General features: G+C 46.1%; 18 protein-coding genes. 11 read left to right on the top strand and 7 right to left on the bottom strand.

The genetic code is table 11. From position 1 onward, the window contains the following. Positions 1-9: 9 nt before the first annotated feature. On the top strand, positions 10-246 hold the full coding sequence (locus QUA24_RS03970; protein WP_333227399.1) for a hypothetical protein: 237 nt from the start codon (positions 10-12) through the stop codon (positions 244-246). A 120-nt stretch (positions 247-366) separates the two neighbouring features. On the opposite strand, the gene QUA24_RS03965 is transcribed toward QUA24_RS03970, so the two are convergent. Both QUA24_RS03965 and QUA24_RS03960 read right to left on the bottom strand, forming a co-directional pair. Beyond that, on the bottom strand, positions 367-2,094 hold the full coding sequence (locus QUA24_RS03965; protein ID WP_333227397.1) for an ABC transporter ATP-binding protein: 1,728 nt from the start codon (positions 2,092-2,094) through the stop codon (positions 367-369). A gap of 307 nt (positions 2,095-2,401) precedes the next feature. Next, on the bottom strand, positions 2,402-2,884 hold the full coding sequence (locus QUA24_RS03960; RefSeq protein ID WP_333227395.1) for an FxLYD domain-containing protein: 483 nt from the start codon (positions 2,882-2,884) through the stop codon (positions 2,402-2,404). A 219-nt stretch (positions 2,885-3,103) separates the two neighbouring features. On the opposite strand from QUA24_RS03960, the gene QUA24_RS03955 reads away from it, so the two are divergent. Then, a complete protein-coding gene (locus QUA24_RS03955; RefSeq protein WP_333227393.1) occupies positions 3,104-3,610 on the top strand; it encodes a hypothetical protein in 507 nt (168 codons plus the stop codon). 127 nt (positions 3,611-3,737) lie between these two features. Here the strand turns inward: QUA24_RS03955 and QUA24_RS03950 are convergent, their stop codons facing one another. Then, entirely contained in the window at positions 3,738-5,447 is a 1,710-nt protein-coding gene (locus tag QUA24_RS03950; protein WP_333227391.1) for an ABC transporter ATP-binding protein/permease, read from the bottom strand. A 614-nt stretch (positions 5,448-6,061) separates the two neighbouring features. After that, positions 6,062-7,765 (bottom strand): NAD(P)/FAD-dependent oxidoreductase, encoded by a 1,704-nt coding sequence (locus QUA24_RS03945; protein ID WP_333227389.1) that lies wholly within the window; start codon positions 7,763-7,765, stop codon positions 6,062-6,064. Positions 7,766-7,858: 93 nt separating this feature from the next. Here QUA24_RS03945 and QUA24_RS03940 point away from each other — a divergent pair, with 93 nt between their 5' ends. Continuing rightward, complete coding sequence (locus QUA24_RS03940; RefSeq protein ID WP_333227387.1) at positions 7,859-8,773, top strand: calcium-binding protein; 915 nt, start codon at positions 7,859-7,861, stop codon at positions 8,771-8,773. 289 nt (positions 8,774-9,062) lie between these two features. Here the strand turns inward: QUA24_RS03940 and QUA24_RS03935 are convergent, their stop codons facing one another. Both QUA24_RS03935 and ribD read right to left on the bottom strand, forming a co-directional pair. Beyond that, the gene (locus QUA24_RS03935; protein ID WP_333227385.1) at positions 9,063-9,674 is read right to left on the bottom strand and encodes a hypothetical protein; all 612 of its coding nucleotides are present in this window, start codon (positions 9,672-9,674) and stop codon (positions 9,063-9,065) included. Positions 9,675-9,726: 52 nt separating this feature from the next. Continuing rightward, on the bottom strand, positions 9,727-10,902 hold the full coding sequence (ribD, locus tag QUA24_RS03930; protein ID WP_333227384.1) for a bifunctional diaminohydroxyphosphoribosylaminopyrimidine deaminase/5-amino-6-(5-phosphoribosylamino)uracil reductase RibD: 1,176 nt from the start codon (positions 10,900-10,902) through the stop codon (positions 9,727-9,729). A gap of 192 nt (positions 10,903-11,094) precedes the next feature. Here ribD and QUA24_RS03925 point away from each other — a divergent pair, with 192 nt between their 5' ends. After that, the gene (locus QUA24_RS03925; protein WP_333227382.1) at positions 11,095-11,955 is read left to right on the top strand and encodes an FAD-binding domain-containing protein; all 861 of its coding nucleotides are present in this window, start codon (positions 11,095-11,097) and stop codon (positions 11,953-11,955) included. Between the two features lie 77 nt (positions 11,956-12,032). Beyond that, positions 12,033-12,446, top strand: a complete 414-nt coding sequence (locus QUA24_RS03920; RefSeq protein WP_333227380.1) for a hypothetical protein — start codon at positions 12,033-12,035, stop codon at positions 12,444-12,446. A 126-nt stretch (positions 12,447-12,572) separates the two neighbouring features. On the opposite strand, the gene QUA24_RS03915 is transcribed toward QUA24_RS03920, so the two are convergent. Next, positions 12,573-13,112 carry a cyclic nucleotide-binding domain-containing protein gene (locus QUA24_RS03915; protein WP_333227378.1) on the bottom strand — a complete coding sequence of 180 codons (540 nt, stop codon included), beginning with the start codon at positions 13,110-13,112 and terminating at the stop codon, positions 12,573-12,575. A 148-nt stretch (positions 13,113-13,260) separates the two neighbouring features. Between QUA24_RS03915 and QUA24_RS03910 the strand changes: the two genes are divergently transcribed. The 6 genes from QUA24_RS03910 to QUA24_RS03885 all read left to right on the top strand — a co-directional run bounded on the left by QUA24_RS03910 (position 13,261) and on the right by QUA24_RS03885 (position 22,595). Next, positions 13,261-13,539, top strand: coding sequence for a hypothetical protein (locus tag QUA24_RS03910; protein ID WP_333227376.1), 279 nt, complete (start codon positions 13,261-13,263; stop codon positions 13,537-13,539). 231 nt (positions 13,540-13,770) lie between these two features. Next, positions 13,771-14,880, top strand: coding sequence for a hypothetical protein (locus QUA24_RS03905; RefSeq protein WP_333227374.1), 1,110 nt, complete (start codon positions 13,771-13,773; stop codon positions 14,878-14,880). A 236-nt stretch (positions 14,881-15,116) separates the two neighbouring features. Next, positions 15,117-15,392: a hypothetical protein gene (locus QUA24_RS03900; protein WP_333227372.1), complete on the top strand. Its 276-nt coding sequence runs from the start codon at positions 15,117-15,119 to the stop codon at positions 15,390-15,392. Next, positions 15,385-15,726 (top strand): type II toxin-antitoxin system PemK/MazF family toxin, encoded by a 342-nt coding sequence (locus QUA24_RS03895; protein WP_015175564.1) that lies wholly within the window; start codon positions 15,385-15,387, stop codon positions 15,724-15,726. Before QUA24_RS03900 ends, QUA24_RS03895 begins: the two co-directional genes overlap by 8 nt. 64 nt (positions 15,727-15,790) lie before the next feature. Then, positions 15,791-18,910, top strand: a complete 3,120-nt coding sequence (locus QUA24_RS03890) for an SMC family ATPase (protein ID WP_333227370.1) — start codon at positions 15,791-15,793, stop codon at positions 18,908-18,910. Positions 18,911-19,286: 376 nt separating this feature from the next. Then, on the top strand, positions 19,287-22,595 hold the full coding sequence (locus QUA24_RS03885) for a PAS domain S-box protein (protein WP_333227368.1): 3,309 nt from the start codon (positions 19,287-19,289) through the stop codon (positions 22,593-22,595). Positions 22,596-22,622: the final 27 nt, after the last annotated feature.

The raw sequence follows: 22,622 nt of genomic DNA, 5'->3' as shown, positions 1-22,622 counted from the left end.
GGAGGAAGTGTGCAGTCAGCAATACGGATTACAACCAAAGTTCTTGCAGGAAATAAACTTGAAATTCAAGTGCCGCCTGGATCTGTGGGCGAAGAGGTTGAAGTTTTTGTGACTATACCAGAAAAGCTTCCGCTCTCCCAAAAAAATCCTTGGAAAACTTTTTTTGATAGTTTGAATATGTTCTCGGACGACTTTATGCTAGTTAGGGAGCAGCTTCCTTTGGAGACGAGAAAGGGTTTAGAATGACATTATTACTAGAAGTATCCTGAACAGGGTTTACCCACGGGTGGTCAGAAACCAGGTTTTTTACGATAATACTTCGTTGAGGCCAGCAGAAACGGCCAAAAACCCGGTTTCTAATGTAGCCTACTGACTAAACTGTTGAGCGTAGTAGCCAGCGTATCGATCGCCCTTTTCCAGCAACTCCTCGTGCGTCCCTGATTCCACAATTCTGCCTTTTTCCAAAACTAAAATGCGATCGGCTCTCCGCACAGTAGCCAAGCGGTGAGCGATAATAAAAACCGTGCGATCGCGCATCAATCTTTCCAGCGCTTCTTGCACTAAACCTTCCGACTCCGAATCCAGCGCCGATGTCGCTTCATCCAAGATCAAAATTCTGGGATCAAGCAAAACTGCACGGGCGATCGCAATTCTTTGTTTTTGTCCCCCAGATAAATTTACACCCCTTTCTCCTACCCAAGTTTGATAGCCGTCAGGAAACTCACTAATGAATTGATGAGCGTTAGCAATCTCCGCAGCTTTTTGAACATCTTTCAGTTCATAATAAGATTGACCGAAAGCGATATTTTGAGCGATCGTACCCGAAAAAAGAATAGTTTCCTGCGGTACAATGCCGATTTGCCGCCGCAGAGTATTTAAGGTGACATCTTGAATATCAATACCGTCAATTAAAATCTGTCCCGCTTGCGGATCGTAGAATCTGGGTAACAAGTTTACTAAAGTAGTTTTACCCGCACCGGATGCACCCACGAGAGCGATCATTTCTCCGGGAAGCACCAACAAACTCATGTTTTGCAGAATGGGTGTCTCTGAGTTATAGGCAAAATTAATGTTGCGGTATTCGACTTTGCCTGTAACATGGGGAAGTTCGATCGCGCCAGGCTTTTCGACTACTGTCGGTTGAATTGCTAAGAGTTCAAAAATGCGATCGCTAGAAGCTTCTCCCTGCTTAAAATCCCCGTAGTTAGCAGTTGTGATAGCGATCGGGTCAATTAAAAGTGCCACTCCTGCGATATAACTGATAAATTGAGTACCTGTGAGATTTCCTTGAGAAATTTGCCAACCTCCCAGGAAAAAGAGCAAAATCACGCTCATCGCTTCCAGAAAGCCAACTACAACGAACTGAAGTGCTTTTACTCTTTCTGACAGATACTTAGCGCGACGGTTTTGTTCTGCTTCTTCTGCAAAGCGGGCAATTTCATAGTCTTCAGCCACAAATGCTTTGATTAAACGAATGCCGCTGAATACTTCTGTCAGCAAAGCTGATAAATCAGAGATACGATTTTGACTTTGGCGCGAGTAACTCAGCATTCTTTCGCCAAACCAGCCAATTAAAATAGCCATCAGCGGTGCAATAATTAATGCACCTAGAGTTAATTGCCAGTTGAGATAAATCATATATCCCAGCACGGCAATTAGCTGCAAAACACAAGGAATAAACTGATGAAAAAATTTATTTACGACTTCGCCAATGCGGTCAATATCTTCGGTGAGGCGGTAGGATAAGTCTCCGGTTTTGGCAGTTTCAAAGTAGCCGATATTGAGTTTTTGCAGGTGGGAGTAGACTTTTTTGCGGATTTCTAAAGCAATAGTCAAAGCAGCTTTTGCCATCAGCGTATCTTGACCGTACTGGGCTGTACCGCGAAGTAGAAATATAATGGCGCTGAGTGCAGCAATTTGAGCGAACCCTTGTAAATCTCCTTTTCCTATAAATTTGGCTGTTTCGCCAACTAGCCACGCTATAATTGGCCAAAATATGGTAAATACTACGGTACAAGCTAATGCTTTACCGATGGTTTGTTTTTGGGGACGGAGGTAGGGTAAGATTTGCCAGTATGTCGATCGAGTTTTCAAGATATTTTGCCCTCGCAAATTCTGTTTTTAGGGATCTCTGCAAGAATATTCAAACTTCGATCCCCCCTAACCCCCCTTAATAAGGGGGGAACAAGATTATTATTCCAAGTCCCCCTTTTGAAGGGGGATTTAGGGGGATCTCTGCGTAAGTCATAGAGATATCTGAGCCAGAATATGATAACAGCGATCGGGCAAATCTCAACAATCATTCTTCACCCAAAGCATCCCGGATAGAAAGGTCACGGATTCATCTGTGGGGTTCATTGTCCAATTCTTCAATCTAAAATCTAAAATCTAAAATCTAAAATCATTCTTGACCGTCGGCATGAGTAGCCTGTACTTTAGACCCCGCGACAACTTGGCCCCGAAAGACGGCTGACTGTCCGGGTGCAAGAGTAACTGGTTCAGCGTAGATAAATCCGTTGTCAATTAAATTGCCTGACTCGTCCAAAACTTCATAATTGACTTTGACATTCTTGATTATTTTGCAGCCTTGATTAAGGACTTGACCGCTGAAAAAGTTGCCGTCATAATTAGTCGCCGCAATAGACACTTTCGCAGCAATGTTGGAACCGGGAATGCAAGTTTGGGAAGTCCCTAAAGATGGCTGTTTCTCGCATAACTTGCCTAAGTCTACTGTTTTGCCATCGGGGGTTTTCATGTAGCAAAATGGCTCGTCATTTTCGGAGTTTTGGGCAATTGTATTTGTAGAGTATGCAATTAAAGTGCGAGCTGAAATCGGGACCATTAGCAAGGTCGATAAAGCTACTGTTAAATGTAAATTAATCATGCTTTTTTCGGCAATTTATGAAATAAATTCTACAATATAATGCAGCTAAAATTTAGGCTAGCATATCTATAGTTATGGCGCGTCGCGCTCACGCTGCATTGTGCTATGATAAGGCATCAAACTTTATAAAGTAAAGTAAAGTCATGGTCGTTACTCAAGATAACCCAGGATAAAAAACGTTATAACTGATCGTGTTGTTCTTGAGCAGGAAAGGAGAAAGTGAAAGGAGAACCTTTGCTCCTATCGATTGTGAACGTTACTCAAATTGAAGCTCCAGACGCCATCTTTTTACCACTCAATCCCCAGAGTACATATAAAAATAATTATCATTGGCTCGTCCCTCCGGAGAATGAGTCACCGATTGTGCAAATTACGCCGAAATTATTACAGCTACGTCCCTCTGTTGGTGTCTCTGCTAAAAAAATTTATAAGGTTGGTGCTGATACCCCCGTCGTTGTGGTAGCAACTGTCAAAGATGGGTTAGCCATGATGGAAAAAGCAACTTGTCAGGATGGGGAATACCCCGATGGGACAGTAGGCGGTGCTGGATTTCCTGTAGAAGTGTATAACAATGGCGATGCTAAAGAAAATTACGCAGAACTAGAACTACTTTCTCCACTACATCTTTTAAAACAGGGCGATCGCTATCAGTATACTGTGCGTTGGAATCTTCATCAACTGCTTTCAAGTGATGTCAATGCTATGGCAACACTTGAAAGCAGTTGAAAAACTCCTAAAAGGGAAGTGATGGACGGGTACGGTCAAAAGTTACTCTGTTCTACCTGATCGCACGGCTGGAATTTTGAGGCGGATACGGTAAAGACCATTACTTGCAGTTCGGCAATTGCATTTTTCAAACAAACTCGGCGAGATCGGGGCTGTAATCTTTAGCCGATATCAGATGCCAATTGGTATTACCAACTAGCCTTAAGACCTGCTCGTGATACTGTACCAAAGTCGGACGGTGACCGACACTGATAAAGGCAGTTCCTGTTTCTTTGAGCAACTGATAGAGCCGTCTCTCGTTAGCCACATCCAATGCACTCGTTGATTCATCCAAAATAGCGTAGCGAGGTTTAGTCAGCAGTAGGCGTGCAAATGCTAACCGTTGTTGTTCTCCTAGTGACAAAACATCAGCCCATTCCAATTCCACATCAAATCCACCTACCCGTTCTGGCAAATGGGAAAGATTGACTTGTTCGAGTATTTCGTGCAGTTGTTCATCAGTAACTTGACCGCTGGTGTTGGGATATAGCAATTGGCTGCGTAAGTCCCCTAGCAGCATATAAGGCCGTTGGGGCAAAAACAGCGTTTCCTCCGGTTTAGGACGGACAATGCAACCCGTACCCGCATTCCACAATCCTGCGATCGCTCGCATTAACGAACTCTTGCCAGCGCCAGAAGGTCCAACAATCAAGACGCTTTCACCCTGCCCCACCTTGAAAGATAAATCTCTAACTAAGATTCGCTCATAGTTAGGCGTCTCTAAGGTAACCCCTTCGAGGGCTAGATAGTGCTGTTCCACAACATCAATCCTTGCCATGCCGGCTCGAGGTGCTGCCACTTGCTCGGACAGAACCCGATCAAATGTTCCTAAACGATTAATCTGAGTGGTAAAGTTAGTTAGCATATCAAAATTCTCGGCAATAAAGCCCAGGGCACTTAATATAGACACAAACGCTCCAGAAGCTTGCGTTACCTGCCCAAAATCTATCTGACCCGCAAAGTATCGAGGAGCTAAAAAAACTATAGGTAAATTTGTAAATATCATCCCGGTTCCTTGAGTAAAGAAACCAAGGTTACGCTGCAAGACAATCAGGTTATTAAAATTATTCAAAACTTCATTAAATCGCTGTGATACTGCACTAAATTCACGCTTTTCACCTCGGTAAAATGCAATGGATTCACTATTGTCTCGAAGATGAACCAAACTATAGCGAAAATTTGCTTCTCGTTGTAACTGATTGAACTTTAATCTACTTAATCTCTTACCTATAAAGATAGTTAAAACAGTTTTAAAAGTAGCCAGTATAAATACAACTAAAGTCAGTGCCTTGTCAATTGTAAAGAGAACGCCGAGAAAAGAAATTATTGTGACAACTTGGTTGAATAATAATCCCCAAATATCAATATTTTGCTTAACAAACAAATTAACGTCTTCAGCTAAACGCTGATCGGGATTATCAACCTTATCATTGAACTTAATTTTGTAGAAACCTTGATTGCTAAAATATTTCTTCAGTAAGTGATTCGTTAGCCACTTTCGCCAGTAGAGTTGCAGTACATTTTGCGAATAGAAGAAGAAAACCATAATGGGCGTGAATATGGCAAACAGACCCAATAGCATCAGCCACATCTTATAGAAGTCTGAAACATTCTTTCCCGTGACTGCATTCATCAAGTCCCGCATAATATAGCTCTGGACTATGCTCACAGCATTGAAACCTAGCATTAATAACATTACGAGGGCGAACAACCCCCTAGCTCCCCATTTTTCTCTGGAAAAGAAGTAGGGGTTTACGATCGACCAAAACTGCTTTATCGACTGCTTCAATTGATTCATCTTTTCTTATGGGTAGGAAAAATTGTGCTTTGGTGGAAACTACCTGTAGCGGATGGGGCAATTCTCATCGTTCTTGTCCATCAGCGACACCTGGTAGGGGTGATGCTCCCGTGGTACTTGCCTAATGATGCTCGAATAACTTCATGATTTCTATCTTAAGGTAGATGACACATCTTAAACACCAGTAATTTTACTGATTAAACGGAACTTACCCCGTGTGCGGGGTAAGTTCCGTCTGAAACCATTGCAAGGTGAGACTTGCCCGGAGCCTCCAAGTCTTTTACCTGACTAAAACCTCTTACAACCCTTATGTGGCGGGGTTTTTACTTAAATTCATCAGAGAACAATACTCTCGCCCTAAATATTGAGAAAATCTTAAATACATGACTACGGTTTGTCGGCAGTCAAGTCGCTAAAACCGAGACTGGACAAAGAATACAGCCCCCAGAACTACCCCCGCAGGGGGTAAGTGCTGATTTAAAATTAGTAAAGTTGCTTTAAGCTGTTGGGCATCTAAATTGTATTTTTGGGCGGGCTAGAAGCCCACCCCACAAGAATTAGATGCACGGGCTAGGAAAAACGGCGAACAAGCATTAAATACGCACCTGGCGAGATTATCTAATACTCGGCTTCCTATTCCTAAGATTCTGCGCTCCGGGAACTTTCCGGCTGGGACGGCGACTGTTCAAACTGCTAGCAGTTCGAGCATTCAAAGCATCGGCAGAAGGTATCAAACCCAAATCTTGCAAAATTTCAACAGCCGCCCTTTGTCCAGTTTCGCAACCGCCTTCCATGTAACCTTGATTTTCCAGGGAAGTGTGTTCCCCGGCAAAAAATAAGTTCCCAACTCGTTCGCCTTCAACGCCGTACATTTGCGTCCACTGTCCGACTAAATAGCAGGAATAAGAACCTTTAGAAAAGCGTTCTCCCGGCCAATAAGCACGCACAGCTTTGCCCGATCGCAAATTTCTCACTCCGGGAAAAACTCTTTCAAATTGGTTCAAAAATCTTTGTGCTTGGTCTTCGGGAGTTCCGGCACCGATCGACAAACCCTGCTTTCCTCCTGTAAAATTAGTAACTAAACCGTTAGGAGTAGGAGTAAAAGGCGTAGCTTCCCAGGTATTCTGGAATCCTAAATCGCTATAAACAGAAGCCGTCGATCGATAAGGTTCCCGCCAAATTCGGCTGCGGTAGCCGGTAATTAACTTAGAATTAGTACCGTAACCCAACTGCTCGATCGCCCTACGCTTCGGTTGGGGCAAAGGTACGTTAATTTTAACGTCTCGCAGAGTGCTGAACGGCAAAGTTAACAAAACTCGCTCGTAAGTGCGCTCGAACGCGCTTTGTCCCGATCGCAAATTTACCCGATAGCGGCCATCCGGCAAAAGAGTAATCGCTTCCAAAACCGTCCCCGCCTCGATCGAACCAGACAATTGACCCGCCAAACGGTTGATAATTTGACTGTTGCCGCCGTCAATTTGATAACGCTCATCGCTGTTGCCGTACAATTCAAAACTGCCAGGTTCAGAACCGATTAAAAACAGCAGATTTAACGCCGACTGTTCTTCAGGATCTCGACCGTATTCAGTCGTGTAAGCAATGCGGAGTAGCTGCCGGACAATCGTGCTAGTCTCAGCTTGGTCTACATATTCAGCGAGCGAAAGATTGTCCAATCTTTCCGCTGCTTCTGTAAAATCAAGATAGCTAATTTCATCGCCAACCGCCTCCAAATCAGCAGTAATTTTACTCGCTAGTGGCGTAAATTCCGCGATTATTTGCTCAAGAGAAAAGCGGCGCCCTTGAAAGAAAAAAGTATCCTTCACCAATCCACTCTGCACTTGGGCTAAGTCGATCGCCTGCAAACCCAATTCCGTCGCCAGCGAGATTAAATTAGTGTGGCCGGTGTCAATAAATTCTCCCCCCAGATCCGCCGGAATCAGCGTTCCAGCCACCTTGGGAATAGTGCGAATCCGCCCCCCCACGCGATTCGTTGCCTCGATTATATCGGCGCGCACGCCCGCTTGGCGCAGGCGATAAGCCGCCGTCAAACCCGCAATCCCAGCACCCACAACCAAAATCGGCGATCGTCCGCCCTGTTGAGCAAAAGCTCCCCCTCCCTCCCTGGTAAAAGTCGCAGCAGCGGCAGCCCCCGCAGCAGCTAAACCCCCGTGCAGCAAGCGGCGACGAGATATGGCAGAATTAGGAATGTGATCGCTCAGCATCCCCAGCAGTTCATCAGCCGGAATGCCCGTTTCCCTTGAGTTCTGGGCAATACTCGCAGCGCGGCGCAGCATTGCCATCAGTGCAGATTTAGCCATAATTAAGACATCCTCACAAAACAAAACTTTGATGTAAACTGGATTCTCGATCGTGCAATTTCCAGACTAAAGCCCAGAGAGATTTTTTTAATAATGCTAACCCTCAGAACACTGTTCGACAGCAAATTTTATCTCGAAAACAACCCTGATGTCGCCGTAGCAGTTGCCAGAGGCACGGTATCGAGTCCCTTCGATCACTACCGAAAAATTGGCAAATTTGAAAATCGCGACCCGAATGCCCTGTTCGACGCCAGCTATTATTTAGACACCAATACAGATGTAGCGGTATCAGCCAAACTCAATGGCTTTTCAGCAGCCGATCACTTTATTAGATTCGGTCAATTTGAACGACGCAACCCCAACCCTTTCTTCGATGTTGGTTTCTATTTAGCAAGCAACCCAGATGTTCAGACAGCAGTCCAAACAAATCAATTTACCCCTTTTGAACACTACTTCAAAGCCGGTCAATTAGAAAACCGCAAAGCCAGCGTTTTCTTCGATCCCAGCTTTTATCTAGAAAAATATCCCCTGGTAGCAGCCGCAGTCCAAAACGGCGCAGTTAAAAGTGCGATCGACCATTACATTCAATTCGGTCAACAAGAAGGATTGTTGAGCACTCTCCCCGATCCCGCAGACAATTTGAACGCAGCAAAAAGCCTGGGCATTCTCACAGAAATTCAAACTGCGAGCGATTTTGTGGGAGATGCAGAAACCGCCGACATTTACAGTTTCATCCTCAATACTCCCAGCCTTTTCAGTGTAACTGTTGACGGCTTGAGTGCAGATGTTGATGTTGAATTAATTCAAGATCTCAACGGCAACGGCGCCGCTGGATTAGACGATCTTATTGCTTCGTCTAACAATTTAGGCACGGCTTCAGAAACAATTGTCAGCAATGGGCCTTTACCTGTGGGGAGTTATTTTGTCCGCGTTTCTCAATTTCAAGGCGATACAAATTATGACTTGAGATTGCTAGCCGCTCCCTCAGTAATACCGCCCCAATTATAAAAACAAAATAACGCATAGCGGTTCTCAAGCGTTGTGAGGTATTGGGTGAGTCGTATGCCTATGCCCTATGCCCTATGCCCTATGCCCTATGAGCACCTCATGTTACTGAGAAAGGCTATATATAGCAAGCCTAAATCAGTCAAACAAACCACGACTTCTCCTCACTTCTCCTGTCTTCCTTCGCGGTCTTTGCGCCTTCGCGGTTCGTAAAAAAACATCTGGTTCACAAATGATTTAGACTTGCTATAAAACAGGTTGCGAAAAGGGCGAGCGACAATTTGCCCAGGTTTCACTTATTAGTTGCTGGCCCGCTGGGAGAGGGCAAAGATTGAACGGGTCTCGGAGGCCAATTAGAGCGACTTCTGGTTAGAGTAGTAGACACCAAAGCATAGCCCAAAACAGCAGGAAGCACGATCGCACTCATAAACACGATCGTCGCAGCCCAAGTCATCGCATTCGAGATGGGGCCGTAATGAGTGCGGTAAGGGTCAAACATGGGTAAATTAGGCATCGGGGCATCCCGCAGCGCGATCGGACGTTTGAACCGCACCCGCCTGTCGTCTAGCTTTTCGAGCAAAATCCAGCCAACTTCCGCCTCTTCCTGGCATAGCTTGTGAAAAATCGCAGGATTGCGGAACAAATCGTTGCTAGCCCGCACAATCTTGTACTCCCAAACCGTCAAATCAACAGAATTGGGTTCAGACTTGGGATTGCCATTGGATCGCGCATTTTCAGGCGCATTAAAATTATCTTCTTGAGATTCGTACCGAGTCAAAACTTCCTCCTCCTCATCGCATTTTTGCCCCGCATCCAATTGCTCGTGGTTCACCAAAAGACCCACAAGCGCAGCCTCCAAGCCGAGACTGCCAATCATCAAACTCCAAATCAGAATTTCAACCATAAAAGGAGTTAAAAGTTAAAAATCAAAAACTCAAAAGACTCGCTTTTAACTTTCAATCTTTAACTTTTAAATAGCCTTCTACCACACAATCTGCACCCACCGCGCGCCAAGAAACCCGCTCTAAAGTCAAAGCCTCAGTCATTGCCGAAAAGCCCAAATCTCCCACAGGAGTTGGAGCTCCTTGGCCACCGACAATTTTAGGAGCAATAAAAGCCATAATTTTTTGAACTGCACCCTCAGTAATTGCCTGAGCCGCCAAAGTGCCACCGCACTCCCAGAGTACAGAAAGAAAAGATCGATCGTACAAATAAGCCATAACATTAGTCGGTGTCAGAGGCGAGAGCTCCACAACTTCCACCCCTTTGGCAATCAAAAATTCCTGAAATTCCGGGTTAACCCCAGGCTCAGTCAGCACCAAAGTAGCCGCCACAGAGGTTTCCCACAACCAAGCAGACTTCGGCAAATCCAAAGTGCGGCTCATCACCACCCGCAAAGGATTATTCCTATCAGGCTTGTGACTCGTCAGTAGGGGATTGTCCAGACGCACCGTATTTCCCCCAACAATCACAGCATCGCAGCCGACGCGCACCCGGTGAACCTCGCTCCGAGCCTCCTCGCCTGTCACCCAAGCGCTGTGGCCGCTACTGGTAGCAATTTTACCGTCCAAAGTCATTGCATATTTCAAAATTCCAAAAGGCCGGCGGTGCAAAATCCGGTGCACAAACGCCTCGTTGAGTTTCTGGCAAGCTTCCCCTTCCACTCCCGCCACCACTTCAATGCCAGCCTCTCGCAACCGAGCTAGCCCAGTTCCAGCTACCAAAGGATTCGGATCGACCATGCCAGCCACTACTTTTGCCACCTTGGCCTTAACTAAAGCTTCGGAACAGGGGGGAGTCCGGCCGTAGTGGTTGCAGGGTTCCAGGTTCACGTAGACGGTCGCTCCTTCGGCGAGTTCCCCCGCTTCCCGGAGCGCAAAAACTTCGGCGTGAGGTTGACCGGCACCGGGATGAAACCCTTCGCCGACAATCTTGCCGTCTCGGACAATTACAGAACCGACAAGGGGGTTGGGTGCGGTTTTGCCGAGAGCACGGCGAGCCAATTCTATGCAGCGGCGCATCATGGCTCGATCGAACTCTTGAACTTCGCTGTTTTCCAGTTGTTTTGTACCTTGCTGCTGTCCGTTAGTTAAGCTGGCGATCGCTTTAGCGTGCGCCGGAAAAGTTTCCATAGGATTTTGGTATTATATCTATCCCTGAGTGTACTGAACTTTGATGCTAATTTTGGCTGCGATCCGACGATCGATTGCGGCTGGGGCAAACTGTACGTTACCAGGAGTGAAGGGCAATTTAGGGCATCGATCCGGCACGCCCGATCGAATAGCTTTAACATGAGTAAAGAATAGCAGGCGCTTGAGAAAACAATGAGTCAGGACATGAAGCGGGAATTTGCCAGCCGCGACGAATTAATTGCCTACGTGCGTGAACAGTTCCCCGAAGCCGCCGCCCAGGATAGTAACGTACCCCCAACCCCAGGCGGGCGGAAAGCAGCCGAGACAGCCCTGCAACAAATTGACCCAGGCAAATACGCCTCAACCCGCAATTTCCTCAACGGTGCGGTAACGCGCTTGTCGCCCTATTTGCGCTACGGAGTTTTGAGTCTTGCGGAAGTCCGGGATGCCGTATTGGAGAAGGTGCGGCATCCAGAAGAGGCCGTAAAACTCGTCAACGAGTTGGGTTGGCGGGATTATTGGCAGCGACTGTACGCCGAATTGGGCAAGGGCATTTGGCAAGACCGGGAACCCTACAAAACTGGTTACACTGCTAAAGATTACAGCGAAACTCTGCCACAGGATGTCGTCGAGGGCACGACTGGTTTGGTTTGCATCGACAGTTTCAGCCGCGAGTTGCGAGAAACTGGTTATTTGCACAATCACCAGCGGATGTGGACTGCCGCTTATCTCGTACACTGGCGCCGCGTGCGTTGGCAAGCCGGAGCTCGCTGGTTTTTACAACATTTGCTAGATGGAGATCCGGCGAGCAATAATCTTTCTTGGCAGTGGGTAGCGAGCACTTTTAGTCACAAACCTTATTTTTTTAATCGGGAAAACTTGGAGCGTTACACTAAGGCGGTTTATTGTCGCGATTGTCCTTTTTATGGGCAATGCGATTTTGAGGGAACTTACGAATATTTGGAAGGGAAGTTGTTTCCTCATGGCGAAAAGGTCGATCGTAGCGGCGGTTCTAAAAGTTGGCAAGGCTCTAAAAAAGGTCGCACAAATTAAAAAGTCAGTTGTCAGTTGTCAGTTGTCATAAATTAACAGTCAACAGTCAACAGTCAACAGTTAACAATTACTAATTTATGAACAATCCGATTATTTGGCTGCACGGTGACTGCTTGACTCCTGAAGGCCCGGCTTTTCAAGCGCACCCAGAGGCACCGGCAATCTGGGTTTGGGATGATGCGCTCATTGATGAATGGCAGTTGAGTCTCAAACGAATGGTGTTTATTTACGAATGTTTGCTGGAGTTGCCGGTAGTTATTCGGCGGGGCGATGTGGCTGCAGAAGTTATCGCTTTTGCGATCGAATCCGGCGCTAATCAAGTGGTAACTACCGAAAGTCCCAGTCCTCGATTTCAGGATATTTGCCGGGAAATTAAGCGATCGCACCCAGTAGAAGTTTTGCCACCGGAAGCCTTTGTCCGCTACGATGGTTACATTGATTTGAAGCGTTTTTCCCGCTATTGGCGCGTCGCTGAAAAATATGTTTTCTAATTGCGAATTGGGAATTGGGAATTGGAAATAGGTGTCCTTTTCTCTTATTCCCTCTTCCCTCTTCCTTCTTCCTGAAATCCGTTACATCCGAAGAAAGCTAATCCGTTGCCGAACTTCCTTCTTCCTTCAATTCCCCTTCAAACGCTCCAACAGCCATTGAAATCTCGATGCCGCCAAATCTGGATTTTCGACATTTTGCGGGATGCCGTCCTCGTCGTCGGGTTCTTGATATATTAAACCATCACTATCATCGCCAAAGCGTTTGACTGTACCCCGCAGTCTCGACGACAGAAATTTGGTAATCGCCCGATAAAACCGCAGGGAAAAAAGCACGTCTTGCTCGAGTTTTTCAGTTAGCAGTCGCCGGGGAATTGACAGGATGAGGCACTCTTCAATTGCCGTGACGCTAGCAGAAGGAAGCCTCCCGTCTACAAAAGACATTTCGCCTAACACTTCCCCGGAAATAATTTTTCCAATTTCTTTGTCGCCCAAAGATGATACAGAAACGCTCAAAGTTCCCTCCAGAAGTATGTACAGGGCGTCTAAGGGCTTACCTTCGGTGATCAGGGTTGTGCCGGGGAGGACTTGGGTGCGGGTGCCGTTGGCGAGCATCCAATCGATGTCGCGATCGCTCAATTCGCCTAATATCACTAGAACTTTGCTCATAAAGTCAGGTTGAGATGAGATACTTTGTATTTTTTTACTTGTTTAGTTGCGTGCAGTTGTGAGATGGTCAGACCCTGAGCGAAAGCGAAGGCTAAACTTTACAAATAGAAGACTAAATTTTACACAATTTTCATAATATTCAGTAATTTTGACACGATCGAGCCCCAACTCTTTCTCGGATCGGTGGTATTATTTTACATTAATTGTCAGGGACTGTGCAGCAGCCGATCGCGTTGTATTAACTGCACTTGCTTTGGACGGCGGGGCTGCCAAGACTGTTTTGAAAGCTTGTTGTCTCTTGGTTTCGACTCGGTGCGCCCTCAAAAACCGGGTTTTTCCGGCGTGGCTGCAAGTGCAGCGCCCCCAAGTACAGTATTGTAGAATGCAAGCGAGACGCGCGATCGACCCATCAATTAAACAGGATTAAGAATGGAATCATCCCTAGGATTGATTTTTTGCCGATCGATCTGTAAATTAAAATTAGCCTCTAAACCCACCGTCCGTTCTTGAATCTAATCAGCTTGAGAGTTGACTATTCAAGGGTAAAATGGCAATCTAGGAACAACACAACTCATATTTGTGTCTTTTTTTCCCAAAGCTCTCGACATTCTGCCTCAAACACTTACACTTTTAACACACCCTTCATTGAGGAGTTGCTATGAATAGTCTATTTTCCAAGTCTACTTTTGCGTTAATAAATCTTGCAGCTTTAGCTGTTTGTTGCAGTACCATGTCAGCGAAAGCTGAAACTGGCAACTTGGCCGATGTCGCTACAACTGCAACAATCGCAGCTCAAAATATTGACCAAATTTCTGAGCCGACGGCAACTTCAGCAGTTAAACCCGACGCAGAAACAACGGCTAGTAATAAAAAAATTGATTCAATCAGTTGGAGCGAACTAACAGAAGCGGCAGAGCCAGCAGCCTCTGAATCGGCCACTAACTCGCAAGTATCTATGGCTGCACCCGAAAAATCGGAAGCAGCAACATCTGAAATTGCTGAGACAGAAACAGCGCAAAATACATCCGTTGCTGCTGAGACCCAAAAGTCGGAAGAAACCGCTAAAATTGCTGATAATGGTGTCAAAGTGCAGTCAACAGTCGAGACTGCCAAAAAGAGCGATCGACCTACCTCAATTGTTGCCCAGAGCAATAATCTGGAAGTAACAGCAACGAAGGAAGAAAAAGAAGTCCAAACAGCACAAGAATTGTTGAGCAATCCTGTCAGCACTTCCGCCTCAGCTTTGACAAACCAACCGAAAGTTGCTGAAAAACCTGCCACTGTCTCTGAAGCAACTGAAAAAGTGGCTCAGGGAACTCAAATCCGACCAGGCCGAGCTACCCGTTCAGGGCCCAGCTACATCGGCATTGGTGGCAATGTAGGTTTTGGCGGAGATTCAGCCTTGGGTGACGGTTCATTTGCGATTATTAGCAAAATCGGTTTGACGAACAATTTGTCGGTGAGACCGGCTGTTTTGTTGCGCGACAACTTAACTCTTCTAGTTCCCGTTACCTTCGATTTTGTATCTCAAGAGACCGTCGAAGTCAGCGAGGATTTTGTGATTAGTGCTGCTCCCTATGCAGGTGCTGGCGTGATAGTTACTACCGGGGATGACGGTAATTTTGGCTTCCTGATTTCCGGGGGTGTAGATGTGCCGCTGACGAGAAATTTAACAGCAACAGCGGGATTGAATATTGGTTTTGTTGACGGAGCTGACGTGGGATTGTTAGTCGGTGTCGGCTATACGTTTCCGAATATTGCCCGGTAGTGTTGCTGTTTGAGCAAACCCAGGACAAATAAATAAATAGGCGCGGGGTTGGCTGTAGGAATACAGTCAACCCTTTTTGATGATGGAAAATCTGCCTATGCGATCGATGTAGAGTGCGCCATAAGCACAGAGCGGTAATGTAGGTTGCGTCATAAGCACAGAGCGTCGATATTGATTTTTGTGAAAGATATAATGATGGTGCGATCGTACTTTCTCACCAACCACCCGAAAAAACCGTGACCAAAACAGAAATCTTAGCAGCACTCAAAAATCTGACAGCAGAAGAACGCCTAGAAATCATCGAAACAGCTTCGCGGATGATGCGCGAAGAAATAGAAGAAAAAGTCCAGCGCAAAGCTGAGCGAAAGCAGAAACTCAGAGCCGCAGCAGAAGCAGCAGTCAAAGATTATATGCCGGGAGGTGCTTTACATGATTTGTGGTCGGCTGACAGCGAACCCTATTTTGAATCCGAGGAAGAATACCTTAATGCAGGGATAAAAACTAATGCGTAGAGGTGAAATCTGGTTGGTTGCGCTTGAACCTACTGTGGGCGCAGAAATCGGCAAAACCCGTCCGGTAGTAATTGTCAGCGATGAAACGGTGGGAATTTTGCTGCTTGAAGTTATTGTTCCTATCACTGACTGGAAAGAGCGATACACCGAGAGAAATTGGATGGTTCGACTAGAACCGAGTGGCGAAAATGGCTTGACTAAAGTCTCCGCCGCCGACGCTTTTCAAGTCCGTTCCGTTTCTCAACAAAGATTTGTCCGACAACTCGGAACCCTGTCCGAGACAATTATGGAAGAAATTGCAGAAGCACTGACAATAGTTCTGGATCTAGATTGAATAACTAGGCAACAGCGTACAAATAGTGTTATTTATAAATAGATTGTATGGCGCGATGGCCTAAATGATTCCTATACAACTTACACTCAAAAATTTTCTCAGCTATCGCGAAGCTGCTTTAGACTTTCGCGGCCTGCACACCGCTTGCATTTGCGGGCCTAACGGTGCTGGCAAATCCTCCCTCTTAGAAGCCATATCCTGGGCACTTTGGGGCTGTTGTCGTAGCGATACAGAAGACGATATCATCCATATCGGCGAAACAGATGTCCGCGTTGATTTCACTTTCTCGACCGGCGGCCAAATCTACCGGGTGATTCGCAACCGTCGGCGCGGACAATCGGGAAGTTTGGAATTTCAAGTCAGCTTGAATTCGGCCGAGAGTGAGGAAAAACTTAATTTTCGCACGCTCACAGACAAAGGTCTGAGAACAACTCAGCAAAAAATCCTCGAACACATCAAACTAGATTACGATACCTTCATCAACTCGGCGTATTTGCGGCAGGGGCGAGCTGATGAATTTATGCTCAAAAAGCCGATCGAACGCAAACAAGTTTTAGCCAACCTGCTCAAACTCGACTCCTACGATACTTTATCCGACCAAGCCAAGGATACCTCCAAACAATTTAAAGCTCAAGTAGAAGTGCTCAAACAGAGTTTGCTAACCGTACAAGAGCAACTGCAACAAAAAGAGACGCTCGCCTCAGAACAAACTCAATTGCAGCAAGCAACCGATTTGCTTCAGCAGCAGCAGCAAGCCGACACAACCGAGTTACAGCAACTGCAACTCCAGCACCACAACCGCCAAACTTGGCAAAAACTCCTCGCCGGCCACCAGCAACAGCACTACAATATCTCTCAAGAATGCCGCCGCTTGCAGCAAGAACTCAGCGCAGCCAAACAGCAGCAAAATGAGCTGCAAGCTCTCCTAGGACAAGAAAATGAAATAACAGCAGGCATCGCGTATTTCCACAGCTTGCAAGCCACAGAAGAAAGTCTGGCGGGAAAATTTAAGGTTAATCAACAAGCCCAAAATCAGCGCCAACAATTGCAAGAACAGCAGCGGCAAGAACTGAGCTTTTTGCAAAGCAAAATTCAGCAGTTGCAAGCTCAATTAGATGTTTTAGAACAAGATGAAAAAGATGTTCTGGAAATTCTCAAACAGCAGCCGGAAGTTGACAAAGGACTCGCACAGTTGCAAGCAGTTCGATCGCGCCTCAACGAACTAGAGCAACTGCAACTGCAAGTTTCGCCGCTGCTACAACAGCAGCAGCAAAAGCAACAAAAGCTCGATCGCGCCCGCGCTGGTTTAACCGCCCGCTTAGACGAAATCAACCGACAGGTGCAAGTTCAGCAGCAGCAGCGACAACCGCAATTACAGCAGGAAATCTCGGCCATCGCCAATCAAATTTTGCAGTTGGAAAACAAGCGAGTTTATCAGCAGCGAGTTCGTGAAAAAGGTCAAGAAAGGCACGACTTTCTAGGAAACCTGCAAGCTAAAAGCCGCGACTATCAAACCAGACTCGCCGAGATTGACCAAAAACTGCAACTGCTGCGGAAACATGAAGGAGAAACCAGTGCAGGTGAAGGTAAAGCCTCGAATTTTGCGGAAAACGAGCCATCGAATTCGCCTTTAATGGTGCGAGATACAAATTTTGGCAATTGTCCTTTGTGCGATCGACCTTTAGACGAACACTACTGGAATTTGGTAGTCACAAAACACCACACCCAACAGCAGGAAATCTGGAACCAACTGTGGGTTGTCCGCGAACAGTTGGCCGTCTCTGAGCGCGAAATTCAAGTTCTCAGACATGAATACCGCGAACTAGAAGAGGAATTAGCGCCCTACCAAGAATTGCGGGAACGCCGCAGTCATTTACAAGCACAATTAGATAGCCTGGGCCAAGACGAAAACCGACTGCAAAGTATGCGTCAAGACGCGGCAGAAATCGAGCGGTTGTTACGCACCGGCGAGTATGCAGCCGAGGATTTGGGCGAACTCCAGCAAATCGAACAGCAACTGCAACAGCTCAATTATAGCGATCGCAGCCACTCCCTCGCCCGCAGCGATGAAAAGCGCTTGCGGTGGGCGGAAATTAAGCAAGCTCAAATCAAAGACGCTCAGCAGAAACTGAATAAAATTAATGCCCGTCGCCCGGATTTGCAAACTCAATTAGCCACTGTACAGCAACAGTTAGAACAGCAAAAAAACAGCTCGGAAATACAGCAGCAAATTCTGTCTTTAGATAGATACATTGCGGAAGTTGGCTATAATTTGGAGCAGCACGAACACGTCCGCAGCGAAATGCGCCGATCGCAGTTTTGGATTGCGCGCGCCGAAAAATTGCGATCGGCAACTGTGCAGTACCCGCAAGTGCAGCAGCGGGTTAATGAAATAGCAAATTCCATCGCAGTGCGGGATCGAGATTTGCAAGCTGTCAGCGCTCAAACTTCCGCGATGAACCAGCAATTGCAAGAACATCCCGATCCCACAGCCCGCATAAGTGCGATCGAACAGCAAATCAGTCGCCGCCGCCAGCAGCTAGACCAACATTTGGGAAGTCTCGGACGCCTCCAGCAGCAGCAGCAAAATCTAGAAACTCTGCAAGTTCAGCTAGTAGCTCAAAAAGAGCAAATGCAAGTTGCCAAACGCCAGCAGCGAGTTTATCAAGAGTTGGGTCAAGCATTTGGTAAAAATGGCATTCAAGCTTTAATGATTGAAAATGTTTTGCCTCAACTCGAAGCTGAAACCAATCAGATATTGTCGAGATTGAGCGCGAATCAATTGCACGTTCAATTTATTACTCAGCGGGCTGCTGCTTCTAAAAAAGCAACTAAGTTGATTGACACTTTAGACATTTTAATCGCTGATGCTCGCGGTACTCGCGCCTACGAAACTTACTCGGGCGGTGAAGCTTTTCGGATTAATTTTGCGATTCGGCTGGCGCTGGCGAGACTGCTGTCTCAGCGGGCGGGCACGGCTTTACAAATGTTGATTATTGATGAGGGGTTCGGGACTCAGGATGCTGAAGGTTGCGATCGGCTGATTGCTGCAATTAATGCGATCGCCTCCGACTTCGCCTGCATCCTCACCGTTACCCATATGCCCCACCTGAAAGAAGCTTTTCAAGCCAGGATTGAAGTAAGCAAAACTGCTCAGGGTTCTTGCATCAACTTGTCCATTTAAAAGGGTTGGCGAGCCGGATGGAAGGAGGAAAAGAAAAAAAGTTCAACATATCAGTATTTTCACCTTCTATTTTCTGTGGGCATTCGGTATTTTTACCTTCTGTTTTCTGGATAAGTGCCTAATGCCTTCGGTGATACTAATTTCCCAAAAGAAGCAACTGTACACCCATCATCCAAACCATGATGGAATCAGTCATTGCCAATCCAAAATCTAACATCTAAAATGGTATTAGTCGTCTCCCTCGCCGACTTTTTTGGGCTGCTGACTTTGTTAACAAAGCTAAATTAAAAATAAGATTATAGAATAAGAATAGCTTAAGGTGTGTAGAATTTTTTATTCTTCTGTCCGCTCCGCAGGAGCGTGAATATTGCTACAGATGACAACAGACTCTTTCAACCTGTCTCTCCTAGAGCGGGCGATCGCAGCGTCGAGCAACAGCATCCTCATCGCCGATGCTCGCAGGCCTGACATACCTATTATCTACTGCAATCCTGCTTTTGAGAAACTGACCGGTTACAGTGCCCAAGAAGTTATTGGACGCAACTGCCGGTTTTTGCAGGGTCCCGATACCGATCAGGCCGAATTAGACAAACTTCGCAGCAGTTTACGATCGGGAACGGAAATTCAGGTAGTTCTCAAAAATTACCGCAAGGATAAAACTCCTTTTTGGAATGAATTAATGGTTTCCCCCATCTTAGACAATGAGGGAAAATTAACTCATTTTATCGGAGTTCAGAACGATATTAGCAAAAGAGTAGCCGCCGAAACAGCGAGGGAAGAAAGCGAAGAAAGATTGCGGGCGATCGCCACTGTGACTCCCATTCCTATGTCAATTACGCGCATAGAAGATAGCGTTATTTTGTATGCAAATCCTGCCCTCGGAGCAAGTTTAGGTTTGAGTCATGAACAACTTATCGGGCGCAAAAAAATTGCACTTTATGCCAATATCAATGACCGCCGTCAATTGATAGGATTAGTCAAACAAAACGGCTTTAGCGACAGCGAAGAAATCTGCCTCAAGAAAGGAAATGGCAGTTTTTTTTGGGTAAAAATGTCGATGCGAGCGATTAATTTTAATGGCGAAGCCGCAATTTTATCGGCATTTCACGATATTACCGATCGCGTAGAAGTAGAAACCGCACTACGGCAAAGCGAAGCTAGGTTTCAAAAACTAGCCGCCAACGTTCCTGGGATGATTTATCAATTTCAGTTAGCAGCAGACGGCACTATGTCATTCCCCTACGTCAGTTCCGGCTGCCGGGAACTCTGGGAATTAGAGCCAGATGTACTCCAAAATTCAGCTATTCCCGCGATCGAAATGATTCATCCAGACGATGCGCCAAGCTTCCAGGAATCTGTTGGTATCTCAGCTAAAACTTTAGAGCCTTGGCGGTGGGAAGGCAGATTTGTTTTTCCGGGCGATCGGATTAAGTGGATTAGCGGAGCTTCCCGGCCAGAACAGGGCGAAAAAGGTGACATTATTTGGGACGGCGTGTTGATTGACATTAGCGATCGCAAACTTGCAGAATCAGCACTGATCCAAAGCGAAGCCAGATTCCAAAAAATGGCCGCCAACGTGCCGGGAATGATTTATCAATACTTGCTGCATCCCGACGGTTCCGATGAATTCATTTATGTAAGTTCCGGCTGTTGGGAACTCTACGAATTAGAGCCAGAAAAAATTCAAGAAAACTCCGGTTTAATGTGGTCAATGGTGCATCCAGAAGACCTAAAACCCATGTTAGAATCAATCACAATTTCCGGGAAAACTTTAAAACCTTGGATATATGAAGGGCGGATCGTAACCGGATCGGGAAAACTGAAATGGATTCGCGGCATCGCCCGCCCCGAAGCGCAGCCTGGGGGCGATATACTGTGGGAAGGGGTGACAATCGACATCAGCGATCGCAAGCTAGCAGAAATCGCCCTCAGCGAGTCAAAAATCGCCCTGCAACAAGCCAATCAAGAACTAGAAAAGCGCGTCCTAGAACGCACGGAAGCCTTGGAAACATCCCAAAAAATGCTGTGGTTAGTAATCAATAACATTCCTCAGTTAATTGCCTGGAAAGATCGAGATTTAGTTTACTTGGGAGGCAACAAAAACTTTGCCAAAGTCGCAGGTTTCAATCACCCCAGTGACATCGCTGGTCTCACCGACTTCGATATGCCCTGGAAGCCGGAAGAAACAGAATTTTTTCGATCCTGCGACCGCCGCATCATGACAACCAACACCCCTGAATATCACATCATAGAATTCAAAATGCAAGCCGATGGCACCCAGCGCTATCTGGATACAAATAAAATACCTTTACACGACAATTCAGGCAATGTTGTAGGCATTTTGTCTACGTTTGAAGACATCACAGATAGGCTTTTCCTAACAGCTAAAGTCCGGGCCAGCGAGGAACTATTTCGCACAATTTTTGAAGATGCACCCATCGCTATCTACTTAGCTAATTTAGACGATAACAAGTTAGTGCGAGTCAATAAAACTTACTGCGAAATGCTGGGATATACTGCAGCAGAATTGCTCGCCCAAACATCTATTGAACTTGGGCATCCCGAAGATTCACCCAAAAATCTCCAAGTTGCTGATTCTCTTAAGCGGGGAGAAATTACTCACTATCAAATTGAACTCCGCCAGATTACCGCTACAGGTAAAATTGTTTGGGTAAACGTGACAGCTACTTTGATTCGAGACGGTGAAGGACAACCTATTTACAACTTAGGGATGATTGAAAATATAACCAATCGCAAAATTTCCGCCGCCGCACTCCAAGCTTCTGAATCTCAATTAAGAAAACAAGCCGCCCAATTGCAAGAAGCTTACGAACAACTACAAAACGCTCAAATCCAATTAGTTCAATCCGAAAAAATGTCGAGTCTCGGTCAGATGGTGGCTGGGATTGCCCACGAAATCAACAATCCGGCAACTTTTATTAACGGCAATATTTCTCATACCTACAACTATTTTCACGATTTAATTGAACTGTTAAGTCTCTACCAGGAATGCTATCCGTCCCCAGTACCTCAGATTTCTGAAAAAGTTAAGGACTTAGAGTTAGACTTTCTCAAGGAAGACTTGCCAAAAATGCTTAATTCCATGAGAGTAGGAGTAGAAAGAATCAGTAATATTGTGTTGTCGCTGCGGAACTTTTCGCGACTGGATGAATCAGAAATGAAGTTGGTAGACGTTCATGAAGGGATTGACAGTACACTATTAATTTTGCAGCACAGATTGCATCAGGCAAGTATAAAAAGTGGGATTGAAATTATTAAAGAATACGGAAAAACATCCAAAATTTACTGTTGTGCGGGTCAGTTGAACCAGGTATTTCTAAATATTATCAGCAATGCGATCGATGCTCTAGAAAACCAACCGGAACCTCGGACGATCGTGATTCGCACCCTCATGAAAAAAGCTGGGTTGAAAAGCCACAGTAAAACCCAGCTCAGTGATTGCGATCGCATGGTAATTTGCATCGCCGACAGTGGCCCGGGAATGAGCGAAGAGGTTCGCAAGCGGCTATTTGACCCGTTCTTCACCACCAAGCCCGTAGGCTCTGGAACTGGTTTAGGATTATCCATCAGCCATCAAATTGTGGTAGAAAAACATAAGGGAAGCCTGCGGTGCATCTCAGCGCCCGGACAGGGAGCGGAATTTTGGATTGAAATCCCCTGCTGAGCGATCGTCCATTAATCTAAAAGTTTA

The organism is Microcoleus sp. Pol12B5 (assembly GCF_036701335.1).
Classification (GTDB): domain Bacteria; phylum Cyanobacteriota; class Cyanobacteriia; order Cyanobacteriales; family Microcoleaceae; genus Microcoleus.
This window is presented reverse-complemented; position numbering and strand designations above follow the sequence as displayed.

Coding starts and splice junctions, on each gene's coding strand:
- QUA24_RS03960 (WP_333227395.1), bottom strand. CDS start 2,884: ATGATTAATTTACATTTAACAGTAGCTTTATCGACCTTGCTAATGGTC.
- QUA24_RS03925 (WP_333227382.1), top strand. CDS start 11,095: ATGAGTCAGGACATGAAGCGGGAATTTGCCAGCCGCGACGAATTAATT.
- QUA24_RS03945 (WP_333227389.1), bottom strand. CDS start 7,765: ATGGCTAAATCTGCACTGATGGCAATGCTGCGCCGCGCTGCGAGTATT.
- QUA24_RS03895 (WP_015175564.1), top strand. CDS start 15,385: ATGCGTAGAGGTGAAATCTGGTTGGTTGCGCTTGAACCTACTGTGGGC.
- QUA24_RS03935 (WP_333227385.1), bottom strand. CDS start 9,674: ATGGTTGAAATTCTGATTTGGAGTTTGATGATTGGCAGTCTCGGCTTG.
- ribD (WP_333227384.1), bottom strand. CDS start 10,902: ATGGAAACTTTTCCGGCGCACGCTAAAGCGATCGCCAGCTTAACTAAC.
- QUA24_RS03940 (WP_333227387.1), top strand. CDS start 7,859: ATGCTAACCCTCAGAACACTGTTCGACAGCAAATTTTATCTCGAAAAC.
- QUA24_RS03920 (WP_333227380.1), top strand. CDS start 12,033: ATGAACAATCCGATTATTTGGCTGCACGGTGACTGCTTGACTCCTGAA.
- QUA24_RS03950 (WP_333227391.1), bottom strand. CDS start 5,447: ATGAATCAATTGAAGCAGTCGATAAAGCAGTTTTGGTCGATCGTAAAC.
- QUA24_RS03890 (WP_333227370.1), top strand. CDS start 15,791: ATGATTCCTATACAACTTACACTCAAAAATTTTCTCAGCTATCGCGAA.
- QUA24_RS03905 (WP_333227374.1), top strand. CDS start 13,771: ATGAATAGTCTATTTTCCAAGTCTACTTTTGCGTTAATAAATCTTGCA.
- QUA24_RS03915 (WP_333227378.1), bottom strand. CDS start 13,112: ATGAGCAAAGTTCTAGTGATATTAGGCGAATTGAGCGATCGCGACATC.
- QUA24_RS03885 (WP_333227368.1), top strand. CDS start 19,287: ATGACAACAGACTCTTTCAACCTGTCTCTCCTAGAGCGGGCGATCGCA.